This window comes from Pseudoalteromonas undina (assembly GCF_000238275.3).
Taxonomy (GTDB): domain Bacteria; phylum Pseudomonadota; class Gammaproteobacteria; order Enterobacterales; family Alteromonadaceae; genus Pseudoalteromonas; species Pseudoalteromonas undina.
The window spans coordinates 661,365-679,723 of sequence record NZ_AHCF03000003.1; the positions used below are offsets into that span (position 1 = coordinate 661,365).

The 18,359-nt window shown below is 40.9% G+C and carries 16 protein-coding genes; 10 read left to right on the forward strand and 6 right to left on the reverse strand.

Annotated features, from left to right (window positions below):
- The first annotated feature begins 30 nt into the window (after nucleotides 1-30).
- The 4 genes from clpX (at nucleotide 31) to PUND_RS06735 (ending at nucleotide 6,382) form a co-directional block, all read left to right on the forward strand.
- Nucleotides 31-1,314, forward strand: coding sequence for an ATP-dependent protease ATP-binding subunit ClpX (gene clpX / locus PUND_RS06720; RefSeq protein ID WP_010388064.1), 1,284 nt, complete (start codon nucleotides 31-33; stop codon nucleotides 1,312-1,314).
- A 149-nt stretch (nucleotides 1,315-1,463) separates the two neighbouring features.
- A complete protein-coding gene (lon, locus tag PUND_RS06725; protein WP_008467545.1) occupies nucleotides 1,464-3,824 on the forward strand; it encodes an endopeptidase La in 2,361 nt (786 codons plus the stop codon).
- 183 nt (nucleotides 3,825-4,007) lie between these two features.
- The gene (locus PUND_RS06730; RefSeq protein ID WP_256872136.1) at nucleotides 4,008-4,307 is read left to right on the forward strand and encodes an HU family DNA-binding protein; all 300 of its coding nucleotides are present in this window, start codon (nucleotides 4,008-4,010) and stop codon (nucleotides 4,305-4,307) included.
- Between the two features lie 173 nt (nucleotides 4,308-4,480).
- Nucleotides 4,481-6,382 (forward strand): SurA N-terminal domain-containing protein, encoded by a 1,902-nt coding sequence (locus PUND_RS06735; protein ID WP_010388071.1) that lies wholly within the window; start codon nucleotides 4,481-4,483, stop codon nucleotides 6,380-6,382.
- A gap of 55 nt (nucleotides 6,383-6,437) precedes the next feature.
- Here the strand turns inward: PUND_RS06735 and PUND_RS06740 are convergent, their stop codons facing one another.
- The 6 genes from PUND_RS06740 to pspF are packed head-to-tail and all read right to left on the reverse strand — an operon-like array spanning nucleotide 6,438 to nucleotide 12,792.
- Nucleotides 6,438-7,199 carry an ATP-binding cassette domain-containing protein gene (locus PUND_RS06740; protein WP_010388073.1) on the reverse strand — a complete coding sequence of 254 codons (762 nt, stop codon included), beginning with the start codon at nucleotides 7,197-7,199 and terminating at the stop codon, nucleotides 6,438-6,440.
- Nucleotides 7,199-8,191 carry a peptide ABC transporter ATP-binding protein gene (locus PUND_RS06745; protein ID WP_010388077.1) on the reverse strand — a complete coding sequence of 331 codons (993 nt, stop codon included), beginning with the start codon at nucleotides 8,189-8,191 and terminating at the stop codon, nucleotides 7,199-7,201. The genes PUND_RS06740 and PUND_RS06745 overlap by 1 nt, the downstream gene beginning before the upstream one ends.
- Nucleotides 8,192-9,085, reverse strand: a complete 894-nt coding sequence (locus PUND_RS06750; RefSeq protein WP_010388079.1) for an ABC transporter permease subunit — start codon at nucleotides 9,083-9,085, stop codon at nucleotides 8,192-8,194.
- Entirely contained in the window at nucleotides 9,072-10,106 is a 1,035-nt protein-coding gene (locus PUND_RS06755) for an ABC transporter permease (protein ID WP_010388081.1), read from the reverse strand. The genes PUND_RS06750 and PUND_RS06755 overlap by 14 nt, the downstream gene beginning before the upstream one ends.
- Nucleotides 10,106-11,713 (reverse strand): ABC transporter substrate-binding protein, encoded by a 1,608-nt coding sequence (locus tag PUND_RS06760; RefSeq protein ID WP_010388083.1) that lies wholly within the window; start codon nucleotides 11,711-11,713, stop codon nucleotides 10,106-10,108. Before PUND_RS06760 ends, PUND_RS06755 begins: the two co-directional genes overlap by 1 nt.
- A 14-nt stretch (nucleotides 11,714-11,727) precedes the next feature.
- Nucleotides 11,728-12,792 (reverse strand): phage shock protein operon transcriptional activator, encoded by a 1,065-nt coding sequence (gene pspF / locus PUND_RS06765; protein ID WP_010388085.1) that lies wholly within the window; start codon nucleotides 12,790-12,792, stop codon nucleotides 11,728-11,730.
- A 186-nt stretch (nucleotides 12,793-12,978) separates the two neighbouring features.
- Here pspF and pspA point away from each other — a divergent pair, with 186 nt between their 5' ends.
- The 6 genes from pspA to megL all read left to right on the forward strand — a co-directional run bounded on the left by pspA (nucleotide 12,979) and on the right by megL (nucleotide 18,164).
- Entirely contained in the window at nucleotides 12,979-13,638 is a 660-nt protein-coding gene (pspA, locus tag PUND_RS06770) for a phage shock protein PspA (protein WP_010388087.1), read from the forward strand.
- Between the two features lie 63 nt (nucleotides 13,639-13,701).
- Nucleotides 13,702-13,935: an envelope stress response membrane protein PspB gene (gene pspB / locus PUND_RS06775; RefSeq protein ID WP_010388090.1), complete on the forward strand. Its 234-nt coding sequence runs from the start codon at nucleotides 13,702-13,704 to the stop codon at nucleotides 13,933-13,935.
- Entirely contained in the window at nucleotides 13,932-14,333 is a 402-nt protein-coding gene (gene pspC, locus PUND_RS06780; protein ID WP_010388092.1) for an envelope stress response membrane protein PspC, read from the forward strand. Before pspB ends, pspC begins: the two co-directional genes overlap by 4 nt.
- A gap of 63 nt (nucleotides 14,334-14,396) precedes the next feature.
- Complete coding sequence (locus PUND_RS06785; protein ID WP_010388095.1) at nucleotides 14,397-15,815, forward strand: YcjX family GTP-binding protein; 1,419 nt, start codon at nucleotides 14,397-14,399, stop codon at nucleotides 15,813-15,815.
- Nucleotides 15,812-16,837: a TIGR01620 family protein gene (locus PUND_RS06790; RefSeq protein WP_010388097.1), complete on the forward strand. Its 1,026-nt coding sequence runs from the start codon at nucleotides 15,812-15,814 to the stop codon at nucleotides 16,835-16,837. The genes PUND_RS06785 and PUND_RS06790 overlap by 4 nt, the downstream gene beginning before the upstream one ends.
- A gap of 145 nt (nucleotides 16,838-16,982) precedes the next feature.
- Nucleotides 16,983-18,164 carry a methionine gamma-lyase gene (gene megL, locus PUND_RS06795; protein WP_010388099.1) on the forward strand — a complete coding sequence of 394 codons (1,182 nt, stop codon included), beginning with the start codon at nucleotides 16,983-16,985 and terminating at the stop codon, nucleotides 18,162-18,164.
- Nucleotides 18,165-18,359: the final 195 nt, after the last annotated feature.

Consider the following 18,359-nt stretch of genomic DNA (forward strand, 5'->3'; position numbering starts at 1 on the left):
GTGGCCAACGTAATAAAATGAGGTAGCTGAATGTCTGACACTCCTACAGACGGCGACAAAAGTAATAAATTGTTATACTGCTCTTTTTGCGGCAAAAGCCAGCATGAAGTTCGAAAATTAATTGCAGGACCTTCAGTATACGTTTGTGATGAATGTGTAGAGCTGTGTAATGATATTATCAGGGAAGAAATTAAAGACATCGCGCCTAAGCATGATGCCGCTGACAAATTACCTGTGCCAAAAGAAATTCGTAACCACTTAGACGACTACGTAATTGGCCAAGAGCATGCGAAAAAAGTGTTGTCTGTAGCGGTTTACAATCACTACAAGCGTTTACGCAACCAATCAACTAAACAAGACGTTGAACTAGGTAAAAGTAATATTTTATTAATTGGTCCAACGGGGAGTGGTAAAACACTACTAGCTGAAACGTTAGCACGTTTGCTAGATGTGCCGTTTACAATGGCCGATGCCACCACGTTAACCGAAGCCGGTTATGTGGGTGAAGATGTTGAAAACATCATTCAAAAGCTTTTACAAAAATGTGACTACGACGTAGAAAAAGCACAACGTGGTATTGTTTACATTGATGAAATTGACAAAATTTCACGTAAATCAGATAACCCATCAATCACCCGTGATGTATCAGGTGAAGGTGTACAACAAGCCTTACTTAAATTGATTGAAGGTACCGTTGCTTCTGTTCCGCCACAAGGTGGACGTAAACATCCACAGCAAGAGTTCCTGCAAGTAGACACTTCTAAAATTCTGTTTATTTGTGGTGGTGCATTTGCTGGTCTTGATAAAGTTATTGAACAGCGTAGCCACAAAAATACTGGCATTGGTTTTGGCGTTAACGTTAAAGAGTCGGCAGCGAGCCGCTCTTTAAGTGAAACATTTAAAGATGTTGAGCCAGAAGATTTAGTGAAATATGGTTTAATTCCAGAGTTTATTGGCCGTTTACCTGTTGTTGCTACATTGACTGAACTTGATGAAGCTGCACTGGTACAAATTTTAAGTGAGCCTAAAAACGCTATTACTAAGCAATTTTCAGTATTGTTTGGGATGGAAGACGTTGAGCTTGAATTTCGTGATGATGCACTACGTGCTATTGCTCACAAAGCAATGGAACGTAAAACCGGTGCACGTGGCCTGCGTTCAATCGTAGAAGGTGTATTGCTTGATACTATGTATGAGCTGCCTTCAATTGATAACGTAAGTAAAGTGGTTGTTGATGAAACCGTTATTAAAGGTGAGTCTGACCCAATCTTGATTTATGACAGCAGTAATCAAGAACAAGCCGCGGCAGATTAAATTCTGAGCAAGTTGTAAAAAAAAGGAGCCAATGGCTCCTTTTTTTATAATTAATTTAATCGAGTTGGCAAAAATTGTTGAACTTTAATTAGGTTATCCCCATATACTTGAGTAATCTTTAAATAAATGAAGTGCAAAGAGAAAATACAATGACGCTTGAGAGAAACGATCGAGTCGAAATCCCTGTGCTAGCACTGCGCGATGTAGTGGTGTATCCACACATGGTGATCCCGCTTTTTGTAGGCCGTGAAAAATCAATAAAATGCCTTGAAGCGGCAATGGATAAAGACAAACAAATTTTCTTAGTTGCACAAAAAGATGCAACTGTAGACGAGCCTGAGAAAGACGATATTTATCGTGTAGGGACAATTGCGACTGTACTTCAATTATTAAAGCTACCCGATGGTACAGTAAAAGTATTAGTTGAAGGCACGCAGCGTGCAAATATCGAAGAGTTTGTTGATAACGAAGACTTCTTTGTTGCCAATGCTCAGTTTATTGAATCTGATTCAGTGAATGAACAAGAGCAAGATATTTTTATTCGCAGTGCATTAAGCCAGTTTGAAGGCTACGTAAAATTAAATAAAAAAATCCCACCTGAAGTGATGACCTCGGTCTCTGGTATTGATGAGCCCGCGCGTCTTGCTGATACCATGGCTGCGCATATGCCATTAAAAGTGCCTGAAAAACAAAAAGTACTTGAAATATCAAGTGTTACGGAGCGCTTAGAGTACTTAATGGCGTTGATGGAAGGTGAAATAGACTTACTGCAAGTTGAGAAAAAAATTCGTACCCGCGTTAAAAAGCAGATGGAAAAATCGCAGCGCGAGTATTACCTCAATGAGCAAATGAAAGCGATTCAAAAAGAGCTTGGCGAAATTGACGATGTGCCAGATGAATTCGAAGCGCTAAAAAAACGCATCGAAGAGTCAGGTATGCCTAACGAAGCGAAAGAAAAAGCCACGGCAGAGTTTAACAAACTTAAAATGATGTCGCCGATGTCGGCAGAAGCTAGTGTTGTTCGCTCATACATAGATACGTTAATCAACGTACCGTGGAAAAAACGCTCTAAAGTGAAAAAAGATTTAGCAGGCGCGCAAAAAATACTAGATAGCGATCACTACGGGCTTGATAAAGTTAAAGAGCGTATTATTGAATACCTCGCGGTACAGCAGCGTACTAATAAGCTTAAAGGGCCTATTTTGTGTTTAGTTGGGCCGCCAGGGGTAGGTAAAACCTCTCTTGGGCAATCTATTGCGCGTTCAACTGGCCGTAAGTACATTCGTATGGCACTGGGTGGTGTACGTGATGAAGCTGAGATACGTGGTCATCGTCGTACTTATATTGGCTCTATGCCTGGTAAATTGATTCAAAACATGACTAAAGTGGGCGTTAAAAACCCGTTATTCTTGTTAGATGAAATTGATAAAATGTCAGCGGATATGCGTGGAGACCCTGCATCAGCTTTACTTGAAGTACTTGATCCTGAGCAAAACAGCCATTTTGCTGATCATTACCTAGAAGTCGATTACGACTTATCTGATGTAATGTTTGTTGCTACCTCTAATAGCTTTAATATTCCTGGGCCTTTATTGGACCGTATGGAAGTTATTCGTTTAGCCGGTTATACCGAAGATGAAAAATTAAATATAGCTAAAGAACATTTAATTCCAAAGCAAGTTAAGCGTAATGGCTTAAAAGAGAAAGAAGTTGAAATTGCTGACAGTGCCATTATCGGTATTATTCGATATTACACGCGTGAAGCGGGCGTTCGTAACTTAGAGCGTGAAGTGTCTAAATTATGCCGTAAAGCGGTTAAAAATATCTTAATGGAAAAAGACACCAAAACGGTCACTATCGATGCAGATAACCTTGAAGAGTACTTAGGTGTGCAACGCTTTGATTACGGTAAAGCAGAAGATGGCGACCGTATAGGCCAAGTAACTGGCCTAGCATGGACAGAAGTAGGCGGTGACTTACTAACGATTGAATGTGCTGCAGTACCAGGTAAAGGCAAATTGACTTACACCGGCTCGTTAGGCGATGTAATGCAAGAGTCGATTCAAGCGGCAATGACTGTTGTGCGTAATCGTGCTGATGAGCTACGTATTAATAGCGACTTTTATGAAAAACGTGATATTCACGTGCATGTACCTGAGGGCGCAACCCCTAAAGATGGTCCAAGTGCGGGTATCGCAATGGTTACTTGTTTGGTTTCAAGCCTAACGGGCAATCCAGTGCGCTCTGATGTGGCCATGACGGGTGAGATTACCCTACGTGGTGAAGTACTGCCTATTGGTGGCTTAAAAGAGAAATTATTAGCGGCTCATCGTGGTGGTATTAAAACGGTGGTGATCCCTAAAATTAACGAACGTGACTTAAAAGAGATACCTGACAACGTATTGGCGGGTCTTGAGATTCACCCAGTTACGTGGATTGACGAAGTATTGAAGCTTGCTTTAGTGCATCCAGTTGATAGTTTTTCAGTCGAAACACCGAAAAAGCAGTAAAAAAGCCAAAAAAAGTGCTTTTAGGGGCTTTTCAAATCTAAACGGTATGATAAGTTAAGCACTGGTTTTCAAGCCTAGCCCTTGCCGGGCCTAGGCTTAAGAAAAATATAATCATGTGAGCTTTAAAAAAATTGCTCAAAAATTTCAAAACAGTGATGTTAGTTTAAAAAACAATCGCTCTTGATAACAACAATGAAAGAGGATGATATTGTGAATAAATCTCAATTAATCGATCAAATCGCAGCTGATGCTGACATTTCTAAAGCGGCTGCAGGTCGTGCACTAGATTCATTCATCGAATCTGTATCTGGCGCGCTAAAAGATGGCGACTCAGTTGCACTTGTTGGTTTTGGTACTTTCTCTGTACGTGAGCGTGCTGCTCGTGCAGGTCGTAACCCACAAACTGGTGAAACGATTCAAATTGCTGCAGCTAACATCCCAGCTTTTAAAGCCGGTAAAGCGCTTAAAGACGCAGTAAACTAATCACTGTGTAAACAAATTAGTTATGGCGAGTAAAGAGACGCTTAATTATTGCAATCGATAAATTAAGTTACTTCACCGCCAGTTACTTCAAGTGAAAAAGCGTATCTGGTAAGATACGCTTTTTTTACATATGACAAGGTAGAAAATACCTTGCTCAGAAAAGAGATAAACAAATGCTTGAGAAAATCAGAGAAGGTTCGCAAGGGCCGGTAGCCAAAGTCATTTTAGGCGCGGTGATTTTATCTTTTGCCTTAGCTGGGATCGGTAGTTACTTAGGTCAAACCACAGAACAACCCGTTGCTGAAGTAAATGGAATTAAAATTAGCCAAACAGAATTTAGCCGTGCGTTTCAAAATGAACGTAGCCGCTTAGAACAACAATTTGGTGAGTACTTTACCCAAATAGCAGCTGATCCAACTTACATGGCTCAAATCCGTCAAGGTGTGATTGACCGTTTAGTACAACAAGAATTACAAAGTCAGTTAGCTGCCGAGCTTGGTTTGCGCGTAAGTGATGAAAGCGTTCGTAAAACAATTTTAGAGCTACCTTATTTTAAAATTGGCGATAAGTTTAATAACGACCGTTATTTACAAGTTATTCGTCAAATGAATTTTCAACCTGACGCATTTCGTGAATACCTGCGTGATGATATGACGCGTAGCCAGTTAGTATCTGCCGTTGCGGGTACTGATTTTGCGCTGCCAAATGAGCTTAAATCAGCCATTGCGTTGCAACAGCAAACACGAAGCATTGATTATTTAGTAATTGATAAACAAGCAATGCAAGCTGATGTTGAAGTTACAGAGCAAGAAGTTGCGGATTACTATGAATTAAACGCAGGTCAATTTTTATCACCTGAATTAATTTCAGTTAATTACATCGAACTAAATGCAGATGATATTGATGTTGCATCGGTAAGCGAAGACGATGTAAAAGCATATTACGAGCAGAGTAAAGCGCAATATGTTGAACCAGAAAAGCGTCGTGTATCGCATATTCTAATCGACAATAGCGAAGATGATGATGCGGCTAAAGCGAAAGCTGAGTCGTTACTTGCCCAGCTTAACGCTGGTGCTGATTTTGCTGAGCTAGCAGAGACATCGTCAGATGACATTGTTAGTGCAGAAATGGGGGGCGATTTAGAGTGGATTGAACGTGATGTTATGGAACCAGCTTTTGAAGATGCAGCGTTCGCATTGCAAAACAAAGGTGATTACTCTGACGTTGTTGCCTCTGAGTTTGGTTATCACATCATCAAATTAACTGATCTACAAACTCAACAAGTTAAACCGTTCGATGAGGTTAAAGCTGACTTACGTGCTGAACTTGAGCAAGCTGAAAAAGTAGATGCGTTTTACGAGAAGCAAACTGAAATGGGGGCATTAGCCTTTGAGATTTCTGATCGCTTAGACGATGCTGCTGAAGTGGCGGGTGTAGAAGTACAATCTACTTCTTTACTAGCGCTTAGCGCGCTTCCTGAGCCGCTTAATAATCCAGCGGTTGTGACTGCTTTATCATCAGTTGAACTGTTAGAAGATAAAGTCAATTCAGAAGTAATTGAGCTTGGTAATGAGCATGTGATTGTGGTGCGTGTAAATGAGCACCAACCTGCGGCAACGAAAGCATTAAGCGAGGTAAGTGAGCAAATTAAAACACGCTTAATGAATGAAAAGGCATCAGACCTTGCAAAAGAAAAAGCACGCACGTTATTTGCACAAGTAAAAGAAGGCAAGAGCTTAAACGATGTGGCTGCTGAGCAATCACTAAACGTTCGTCAAGAGTCGCAACTAACTCGTGAAAGCTTTGCTGTTTCACCTGCTATTGTTACCCAAGTATTCAAAATGGCACATCCTAGTGATGCGGCTGTATATGATATGGTTAACTTAAATAATGGCGATGCAGCGATTGTTGCGCTTAAAGCGGTAAATGATGCACCAGTGAGTGACAACATTGAGCCACAAATGAAGCAAAACATTACTATGGCGCAAGCGCAGAAAAACTATACGGTATTCATTGAATCGCTTAAGCAACAAGCAGAGCTTAATGTACCAAAAGCAGCTCAAGTAGCTGAATAAGTAATAGCTAAATTAAAAAAGGCGCCAATTGGCGCCTTTTTTGTTTGTTTAGACATTAACAACTCAATAAGCGCTGGGTAACCTTTGACTGCGGGTTTTGAAAAATAGTTTCTGTAGCGCCGTATTCAACTATTTCACCTTTATTGAGTACCACTAACTGGTCGCTAATATGGCGCACTAAACTTAAATGATGGGTGATCAAAATATAGGTTAATCCAGTTTCAAGCTGTAGTTTAAGTAATAGGTTTACTATTTGCGCTCTTACAGAAGGGTCAAGCGATGAAAGTGCCTCATCGAGTACAACAACCTTAGGATCTAATATAAGCGCGCGAGCGAGCGCTACACGCTGTAATTGCCCCACACTAAACATATGCGGATAGTATTGCTGATGATCGACCAGTAGACCCACTTTAAGCAGCGTACTACCAATTTTTTCACTACGTTGAGTTTTATCAAAATCAGTATTGAACTTTAGGCAATCATCGAGCATTTCAGCAATGGTCACTGCTGGGTTCAATGAGGTGGCGGAGTCTTGAAAAATCATTCGGATAAAACGACACTGCGCATCACGATTACCATTGTTTTCTATGGTGTTATTCTCTAATAATATCTGCCCGCTATCGGCACTGTATGCACCCACTAATAATTTAGCCAGGGTACTTTTTCCTGAGCCTGTTTCACCAATAATGGCAATTGTTTCACCTTTACCAATACAAAATGAGATATTTTTTAAAACATCAAACTTTTTACGGCTAAACAGACCCGCTCGCATGTTAAAGGTTTTTGATAAGGCTTGAACTTTTAACAGTGGCTGCATTATTTTATTTCCTTGATCAGCGGGAAGTGACAGGCGTAGCTATGACCATGATGCTTTGAAAGTTTAGGCGCAACCACACATTCTTTTTGTGCTTGTGGGCAACGTGGACCGAGTCGACAACCAATCGGTAAATGTTGTAATGTTGGAATAGTGCCTTTAAGCGCATAAAAGGGTTCTTTATGGGCTAAGCCATGCTCATAATCGGGCAGGCTTTTTAGTAAAGCCTGCGTATACGGATGACGAGGTTGGCTAAAAATACGGTGTGTTGGACCTGCTTCAACCATTTGACCGCAGTACAACACATGAATACCATGCGACCAATTAACAATTTCTTCCAGCTCATGAGAGATCATCAAAATAGACATGTTCTTTAGCTGATTTAAACTTTTTAATAATCTAAACACCTGTGCTCGGGTGGTGCTTTCTAGTGCGGTTGTTGGCTCATCTGCTATTAACAACTTAGGTGTGCGGGCAATCGCCATGGCTATCATGACCTTTTGGCATACGCCCTCAGAGAGCTCATGCGGGTAACTATCAAGCACCGCTTCATGATTTTTAATACCTACTTTATGTATTAAGGCTTTAACACGGTCTTTACGCTCTCGGTTGCGTTTTAAGAAAAATCCTTTAGCAGCCACTTCAGGCAGTGTTTCAGCGATTTGGTTAAATATTTTAGCAGTAGGATCTAGACAGCGACTGGGGTCTTGGTAAATCATCGCAATGTCTTGGCTAACCGTCTTACGGCGTTGCTCTGGTGTTAAGCGCATTAAGTCAACACCACGCCAATGCATTCTATCTGCGGTTATCACCCAGCGCTCATTAAGCACGCCGACGATGGCTTTTGCAATTAAGCTTTTGCCAGAGCCTGATTCGCCCACTAAAGCGTGTACTTCACCTTCTTTTAAACTAAAGCTTACGCGGTCAACAGCGCGAATGGCGGTTTCGGAAGTTTGAAGTTCAATGGTTAAATTTCGAATATCTAGTAACTGCATCTAATCGGCCTTACGCGCTTGTAAAACTTTGCGAAGTCCATCGCCCACTAAGTTTGTTGAAAGAACCGCTAAAAATAACAGGACGCCCGGCAATGCTACCGTCCAAGGTGCTAAATATATAAGTCCTAAGTTCTCTGCTAAAATTGCGCCCCATTCAGTAGTCGGCGGCTGTGCACCCAGTTTTAAAAACCCTAACGCCGCAATATCTAAAATAGCAGTAGAAAGCGCCATCGTAAAAATAACTACAATATATTCATACACATTAGGAAAAATCCCGCGTGATAAAATATGCCATTTAGAGGCGCCATCTAAGCGGTAGGCTGTAACATAATCTTTGCCAAGTTCGTCAACTATCAGGTTTCTAATTGAATGAATAAACTGGGGTAATAAGGCCAAAATAATTGCCCATACGGTATTCATTAATCCAGGACCGAGTATGGCAATAATAATGATGGCCAGTAACAATGAGGGAATTGACAGCGTTACATCCAGTAAGTGGTTCAAAAAACTAGAACGTATGCCTTTACTGATCCCTGCAAAGGTACCTACCAACACACCAATAACAGTAGTGATCAGTGCAGCTACAACCGATAACCCGAACGTATATGTGGCGCCATTCATTAAACGAGACAGCACATCTCGGCCTAAATCATCGGTGCCAAGTATAAACCGTACATCGCCCATTTCATTCCACGAGGGAGGCAGTAATAGTGCATCACTGTGCTGTTGATTTACCCCATAAGGCGCAAGAAAAGGCGCGGTAGCCGCTAACAGGCTAAAGGCAATAAACACCCATAAACCAACCAGTGCAGGGTGGTTATTTTTAAACTTTCGCCAGAGTCTCGCTAATGGCGATTTATTTGAATCTTCTGAAAATAAGTTAAACTTTGCCATGCGCTTGGTTCCGAGACAGAGGATCGAGTAGGGTGTAGGTCAGTTCGGCCATAATTGTGGCAATAATAATAAATAAAGAGACGGCCATTAACCCACCTTGTATGGCGGGATAATCACGTTGATAAATACTGTCTATTAACCAGCGACCGATCCCAGGCCACGAAAAAATAACTTCAGTGATCATCGCTAAGGTGATCAAGGTACTAAACTGCAAACCTATTTGTTTTATAACCGGTAGTAAGGCATTTCTTAGGGCGTGATGAATAATAAGCTGCCCACGAGTAAGCCCTTTGGCGCGAGCTGTTTTAATGAAGTTTTGATCCATTACTTTTAACATCGATTCGCGAGTAAAGCGCACTAATACTGTGGTTGGATACATAGCAAGTACAATAGTAGGTAAAGTAAGGTGATGCAGCGCATCTAACATGGCCAAACCATTGTAAGGAAAATCAGCGAGTAAAATATCAAGTAAAATAAATCCTGTGCTCGCGGGTATCTCATACAACAAGCTCACTCGCCCCGACATGGGAAACCAGCCAAGCTTGAGCGAAAAAATCATAATTAATAATAATGCCAGCCAAAAAATCGGCATAGAATAGCCAATCATCGCTGTAGAGCTAATAAATTTATCAGGCCATTGTTTATTATATGCCGATGCTAAAATACCGACAGGCACACCCACTACCACCGAAATAAATAACGCATAGATACTTAGCTCTAACGTTGCAGGAATTAAATCAACCACATGGGCGAAAACACTGCTCCCCGAGGCGAATGACATTCCCCAATCCCCTTGTAAAATTCGTCCTACAAAGGCGATGTACTGCATAAAGTAGTTACTATTAAATAAGTACTTTTCTTCTAACTGCGCATTTTGGGTAAAGTTAGTGTCTGGTATGCCGCTTAAGTTACTGAGCGGATCGCCAGGAAATAAATAACTCAACGAAAAGGTAAAAATACTGAGTAGCAACACCATAAAAAATAACAGTCCGAGGCGGCGTAAAATATAATCTAAGATCATTATTTTTTCCTCGCGTTAGCCAACGAAATAGCACCGAATGGCCCTAAGGTAATGCCCTCAACATCTGCGCTACTTGCTTGAAAACGCATGCCATGGGCAATTGGCAGTAAAGGCAATTGTTTGATGATCATGCTTTGTGCTGCGTCGTAATATTGTTTACGTAAATTTAAATCTGTGGTGTCTAACGCTTTGGTTAGCAGTAAATCAAATTCAGGGTTACACCAGTTTGCAGGGTTTTTGCCGCTGAATGTCGCAGTACAACTTAATAATGGGCTAAAAAAGTTATCGGGATCAGGCGTATCAGCTGCCCAACCTAATAACACACTGTCGTGGCGATGCTCTCCAATACGTTGAATAAAGGTGTTCCACTCATATTCTACAATATTTACATTAACGCCAATTTTGCGTAAATCACTTTGCATTAGCTCAGCCATTTTGCGGGCGTTGGGGTTATAAATACGGCTTACCGGCATAGCCCAAATGCTCATATCAAAGCCTTTTGGAAAACCAGCTTCAGTTAATAATTTTTTCGCTAACTGTGGGTCAAAAATAGGCATGTTTTTTTGTAGTTCAAATGCCCATGACGTAGGCGGAAGAATAGATTGTGCACGCAGTCCATTCCCGTAATATACCGCTTGCATTATTTTATCTATATCAATGGCATGAACCAATGCTTGACGTACTTTTAAGTTATCAAACGGTGGACGCTCGGTATTAAATGCCCAGTAACCAATATTTAAGTTAGTTTCTCTTTCAACGTTAATATCATCACGCTGCGCTAAAATACTTAATTGGGCACTACTCGGGTGTGCGGTTACATCACACTCTTTGGTCAATATTTTAGCGATACGGGTGGTACCATTTGGGGTAATGTCGTACACCAATTGCTCAAGGGCAACCTCATGCTTCCAATAATCAGCGTTTTTATAAAAGCGCACTAAATGATCGCGTCGGTACTCTTTATAAATATAGGGGCCTGTGCCAATCGGGTATTGATCAAATAGGTTTTCTTGATTATTAGCTTTGAGCGCCATGGCATATTCTTTAGAGAGCACGACGGCAAAATCGGTCGCCATATTAGCTAAAAAGCTGCTCTCGGCATTAAATAACTCAAATCGGACTTGATGATCAGAGACTCTAACAATTTTACGAATTAGCTGGTCAATCCCCACACTTTGAAAGTAAGGGTAATTAGCATCGCCAATAAAGTGATAAGGATTATAAACGTCGAATAATCGACTAAAAGTAAATATTACATCATCAGCGTTAAATTCACGGCTAGGAGTGAAATAAGAGGTGGTATGAAACTTAACTCCTTTGCGCAAAGTGAAGGTAACCGATTTACCGTCTTTACTGATCTTCCAATCAGTGGCAAGTTCACTCTTAAATTCGGCGGTCACGGGGTCAATACTAATTAACCGGTCGTATAACTGGTTAGCAATAATATCGATAGTCGATCCTGTGGTTGTGACTTGTGGGTTAAACGACACAGGGTTAGCCTCGGCGCAATAAACAAGGCCTTGGTTTTTTTCTTCTAAGATTTCTTCTTTACTATCAATGCAACCTACTAAGCTCAATGATATTAAAGCAAGTAATAATTTATGCACCCGCACAACCTCTACTATTCTAGCAAATTGTATTTTTTCAAATAACCACGTAGTTGATGATACGTTAAACCAAGTACTTCTGCAGTCTTCTTTTGATTAAATTGGCTATGTTCTAATGCTTTTTTTATCAATGTAATTTCAAATTCATTAGAGAGCGTTTTTAAGTCGCATGGAAACTCAGGTTCTTTGGTACTTGAACTCAATGCTACAGGCGCTTCTATAGGCTGTGCATGAGTAGTCGGTTCAGATTGTATTATAGCAGGTGCTTGTGCATGTTTTATGCGGGCTTTAGGTCTAAAGCGACTTTCGAATGGGTCTAAAATAATTTTATGTACAGGAATATGTTCATTGCCGTGGCGATACAGACTTCGTTCTACCACATTTTTAAGTTCACGGACATTACCCGGCCACTCATAACTGAGTAAACTTTCTTGTGCACTGCGGGTAAAACCACTAAATAGCTCCCACTCAAGGTCTCGTGCCATGTTCATCGCAAACTGTTCAGCCAGCAACATAATGTCATCTTGACGTTCACGCAGTGGCGGTAAGGTGATCACATCAAACGCGAGTCTATCGAGTAAATCACTTCTAAATTCACCTTGTTGTGCTAAATGGGGTAAGTCTTCATTGGTTGCACAGACTAAGCGAGTGTCTACTTTAACGGTTTGCTTGCCGCCAACACGTTCAAACTCACCATACTCAATCACTCTTAATAGCTTTTCTTGCACCATGGCAGAGGTATTTGCTAACTCATCTAAGAACAAGGTACCACTATTGGCGCGCTCAAAGCGGCCTTCATGGCGTTTACTTGCGCCTGTGAAAGCGCCACTTTCATGACCAAATAATTCACTCTCGAGCAGGTTTTCGTTCAATGCCGCACAGTTAAGCTTGACGTAACTTTGATCCCAGCGTTTGGATAAAAAGTGTAAACGTGCTGCAATTAGCTCTTTACCGGTACCACGTTCACCAATAATAAGTACGGGTTTATCTAGGTTAGCCAGTTGCGAAACCTGATCAAGTACCGATAAAAAGCTGTCTGATTGGCCAAGTAAATTGTCCTGTTGGCGATATTGACTCATATTTCCTAACTCTTAGTCATTTTTACTAACAGTTAGTGTATTTCATTATGGAGGATAACAAAAGTAATTTGTAATTTACATTTAACATATTGAAAATAAATGGTATTTTAAAAATATAAAAGTTGGCAAGCATATTGATACTAATAATAGCAGACACATTTAGATTAAATAATAGAGGTATATGTTATGGGAATTTTTTCACGTTTTGCAGACATTGTTAATTCTAATATCAATGCCATTTTAGATAAAGCAGAAGATCCTGAAAAAATGGTTCGTCTTATTATCCAAGAGATGGAAGATACACTAGTAGAGGTACGCTCTACGTCAGCAAAAACCCTTGCTGAGAAAAAAGAATTAGTACGTCGCGTAGATACACTAAAAGCTCAAGTAAGCGATTGGCAAGACAAAGCCGAATTAGCACTGAGCAAAGATCGTGATGATTTAGCTCGCTCAGCTTTACTTGAAAAGCAAAAATCAGCCGATGCAGTCGCTGCAGTAGAAAGTGAACTTGATCATGTAGAATCTCATATCGAGAAACTACAGCAAGAAGTGACTACGCTACAAGAGAAACTAGCGGATGCTAAAGCACGTCAAAAAGCTATTATTTTACGTCAACGCTCGGCTGAGTCGCGCCTTGAGGTTAAAAAAGCACTTGATAGTTCTAAAGTGGATGATGCACTTAATCGTTTTGAACGTTACGAAACCAAAATTGATGGGCTAGAATCTCAAATAGAGTCTTACGATTTGGGTAAACAAACGTTAGCAGATGAAATTGCTGATTTACAAAAGAATGAAAAAATTGACGACGAGTTAGCTGAACTTAAAAAGAAACTCTCGAATAAATAAATATAAAACAGGGGCCTTGTGCCCCTGACATCAACATTGAATACGGATTGTCAGGAGAGGATTATGTTTGATCCAGAGATACTAATTGCACCCTTTATCTTGTTTATGATTTTTGTTGCACCACTGTGGTTAATTTTACACTACCGAAGCAAAAAGCAGGTAAGCCAAGGGTTAAGCGAGCATGAGCATCACCAGTTATTGGAACTTGCTCAAAAAGCTGAAAAAATGACTGATAGAATCGAGACATTAGAAGCTTTACTTGATCAAGAGTCACCACAGTGGAGACAAAAAGTATGAACACCAAACGCGAATTATTAAGAGACCCACAACGCGGTAAAATTGCCGGTGTATGTGCGGGATTAAGTGACTACTTTAATATGGAGTTATGGTTAGTTCGCATTATTTTTGTTAGTGCTGTACTACTAACCGGTGGCCCATTATTTGTGGTAGCGTATATTGCAGCGTGGTTTATTTTAGATAAAAAACAACCCAGTACTGTAAATAAAACACAATCAACCTATGGCGGTGATCCGCTAGAAGTAAAATTTAAAGTATGGCAAAAAGGCGAGCCACCGCGTCGTGCGCTTCAAGACTTAAAAGAGCGATTGACCCGTGTAGATAGCCGCCTTCAAAACATGGAACGCTACGTTACTTCAAGCGAGTTTACGGTCAGCCGTGAAATTAATAAACTTTAAAGGATTAATAAGCACCTTGTTTGCAGCCTGATCAATGACGGCAACTAAGGTGCAAAACACTTTATGAGCCAATCATTTGCAAAAAAGACCTTTAAAAGCGTTAAAGGCAAAGCACAAAAAGCCCTGCACCGTAGTTTAGATCAACACGTTAAACTTGCCGTAACAGGGCTGAGCGGCAGTGGTAAAACGGCGTTTATTAGCGCGTTAGTTAAGCATTTAACCTCTCAGGCGAATGACAACAACTTACCTTTTTTCGATGTAATGCGTGAACACCGCCACATTGCTACTAAAATTGTGCCGCAAGAGGCATTAAATGTTCCCACTTTTGATTACAACCGTGCAATAAGTGCTTTACTACCAAGTGAAGGCGACCCTGCATGGCCCGCTTCTACCGAGCGAATAAATACTTTACGTTTGGCGATTAAATACCAAAGCAACGCGGGTCTGCGCGGTCATTTCTCACCCCAATCGACGCTGTATTTAGATATTATTGACTATCCTGGTGAGTGGTTGCTTGACCTACCTATGCTCGCGCAAAGCTTTGAACAGTGGTGCGAGCAACAATATCCATTACTTAGTCAAACGCCACGTGATCAAAGCTCAGCTGAATTTTTACAATCCATAGAGCTGCTTGATTTAGATGCACCGGTAGATGAAAACGCACTGGCTGATATTGCACGATGTTATCAAACCATGTTGGTAGGGCTAAAAAAAGACACTAAGCTTGCCATGTTACAGCCTGGGCGGATGTTAATGCCGGGTGACTTGCAAGGTGCACCATTATTACTATTTTTTCCAATTAGTCCTGAAAAAATCAGTGACGATGTAGTAGCGGGTTCTAACTTAGCGCATTTAATTAAACGTTTTGATGCTTACGTAAAAGAAGTCGTTAAACCTTTTTATAATGAGCATTTTCGCCATTTTGACCGTCAAATCGTCTTGGTAGATGTACTGAGTGCATTAAATGAAGGTTATGAAACGTTGGCTGAGCAAAGTCGAGTGATCAATCAGTTATTGTCACACTTTAGCTATGGTGATTCTGGTTTTTTTAAACGCTTGTTTAAACCTAATATAGATAAAATATTATTTGCTGCTAATAAGTCCGATCACATCAGTGCGAAGCATCACAAAGATCTTGCATTGTTACTCGATTCGTTAGTTAAAGAGCAAAGCAATCACTTAAAATTTGATGGGGTTAAAATAGAAACACTGGCGATGTCATCAATTGCTGCTACTGTGTCCCGCCAAGTGGTTGATAAGGGGCAAACACTCGACTGTATCTATGGCAAGCCATTAAATGAACAACAGTGGTTAACTTACCTGCCTCCTCAGCCGCCGAGCAGAATGCTCAAAAAAAGTGAGTGGCCAGCACATGGGTTTGAGTTTTTATCATTTGCACCTATGCCAAGCCCAGATCAACAGCTTAAGCACATTCGCTTAGACCATGTGATGCAGTACTTGTTAGGAGATAAGTTAACATGAGTGAGTCAACACACCAATTTCAGGCTGGGCGTCGTATTAATGCCCAAAATATTGAGCAAAATGAACCAGATTTATTAGCGGCTAAAGTCGTAGAGCAGGGACAAAGTGAGCAGCCTAGCAAAGATAGAGACGAGCTAATTGAACCTGAAATCGATATTGAGCCTGTATATAAAAAGTCTAAGTGGCAAACCCTTAAAGGCCTATTTGCACTGAGCTTTATTGTTTTAATATTACTTGAGTTCGCATTTTCAATTGTATTGACGTTTCAGCAGTCAGTTATTTTAGGTGGGGTGTACTTAACCGCTGTAATAACCGGTGTACTACTGATATCGCGTTTATTGTGGCGTGAATATAGAATGTTACGCAGCTTAAAGCGTAATCAGCTGCACCGCCATGAAGCTAACCGTTTGCTCAATAGTGAGCAGGTAGGCGGGGCGATACCTTGGCTTGAAAAGCTTAATAAACATCAGCAATTAGATAATTTCGAAAACTTTAAAAATCAGGTCGCTACGCACCACAGTGACAAAGAAATAATGTCTCTGTACGCGAATAGCTTACTGATAACGCAAGACAATCAAGCTAAAAAGTTAATAAACCGTTTTGCAACAGAGTCAGCTTTATTAGTTGCCCTAAGCCCAATTGCGCTGGTGGATATGATGGCTGTGCTGTGGCGTGGCACTAAATTAATAGAGCAAATAGGCCGCATATATGGCATTGGCTTTGGTTATGCCAGCCGTATTAAACTTTACCGCATGCTTATTAAGCAAGTAATGTTTGTAGGCAGTGCAGAGCTCGTATCTGATTTAGCCGCCACGGCACTCAGTGCTGAATTATTAGGCAAGCTTTCAGGGCGAGCTGCACAAGGTGTTAGTGCCGGTATATTTACAGCGCGTATTGGTTACAAAGCTATGGAATTAAGCCGACCCTTACCGCGTCTTGAAAACAAGCGTAGCTTGTTAAAAGGCACAGTCCAAGGGATTGCGAGTAAAATTATGAGCCGTAAGGGAGCTGAAACTAAGTAGTGAGACTTCGTTGGCAATATTTGTGTACAGCTCTTTGGGTAAAGTTTGCACAAATAGCCATCTGAGCATCCGGCATGCTTGTGATTTTAAGTGCGGTGCGTTTTATTTATGCTATTGACACACATAATAAAAACGAGAACACACAATGAGCAAGCATCATCAAAATACCCAATGTATCCATGGCCCACAAAAAGCAAATGATCCGCATGGCGCATTAACCTCACCTTTGTATCAAACGTCTACGTTTCATTTTGAAAATGCCGCCCAAGGTGCTGCCCGCTTTGCAGGTGAAGAGCCCGGTTATATTTACACGCGTTTAGGTAACCCAACCACGACTGAACTTGAGCAAAAAGTGGCGCAATTAGAAGGCTGTGAGGCCGCCGCCGCCACGGCAACAGGTATGGGTGCGGTATCCGCTTCGGTACTAAGCTTCCTATCGCAAGGCGATCATTTAATTGCATCAAGCGCTCTGTATGGCTGCACCTTTGCTTTTTTTTCGCATATGTTGCCGCGATGGGGAATTGAAGTCACCTTTGTTGATATGACTAATGAGAGTGAACTGCGCGCAGCCATTAAGCCTAACTCAAAAATGATATTTGTAGAAACACCAATCAATCCAACCATGGCAGTGATTGATTTAGCACTTATTGGCGATGTTGCTAAACAGCATAATTTACTGAGTGTGGTCGACAATACTTTTTTAACCCCGCTGCTACAGTCACCAAAAAAGTACGGTATCGACATTATAATGCATAGCGCGACCAAGTATTTAAATGGTCACGGCGATGTTGTTGCGGGTATTGTTTGTGGTTCACTTGAGCATATTACACAGATTAAAATGACCGTGCTTAAAGATATTGGTGCCACTATTAGTCCGCACGATGCGTGGTTAATAAACCGCGGCTTAAAAACTTTAGCTATTCGCGTTGAACGCCATTGCCAAAGTGCGCAAACGATTGCTGAGTATTTAGAAGCTCATCCGCAAGTAAATAAAGTGTATTACCCTGGGCTTAAGTCTCACCCAGGTTACAAGTATATTGGTAAGCAAATGAAAGCGGCTGGCGGTGTTATTGCCTTTGAAATTAAAGGGAGCTTAACCGACGGTGAGCAGTTTATTGATAGCATGCAACTGTGCACATTAGCGGTTAGCTTAGGCGATGCTGAAACACTCATTCAACACCCTGCATCAATGACGCATTCGCCATACACTCCCGAAGAAAGACTAGCAGCTGGAATTAGTGATGGTTTAATTCGTTTATCAGTTGGACTTGAAGATGTTAACGATATTATTAACGATCTCAACCAAGCATTTACTAAAACATCTTGAGGTGTAAATTAATGGTTACATTAAATTCTTCCTGTGGGCACTATTAAGAATGGGCTGTGTTTTTATCTTTGCTCTAGTGTAATTTTAAATTTACGATTTGTGTGATCTGCAAAAGTATTGATCTGCGTCAAGCTATTAAACTTTTGTTCACTTTTGCATAGTATGGCTACATCGAATAGCCAAGCATTTGGCTGT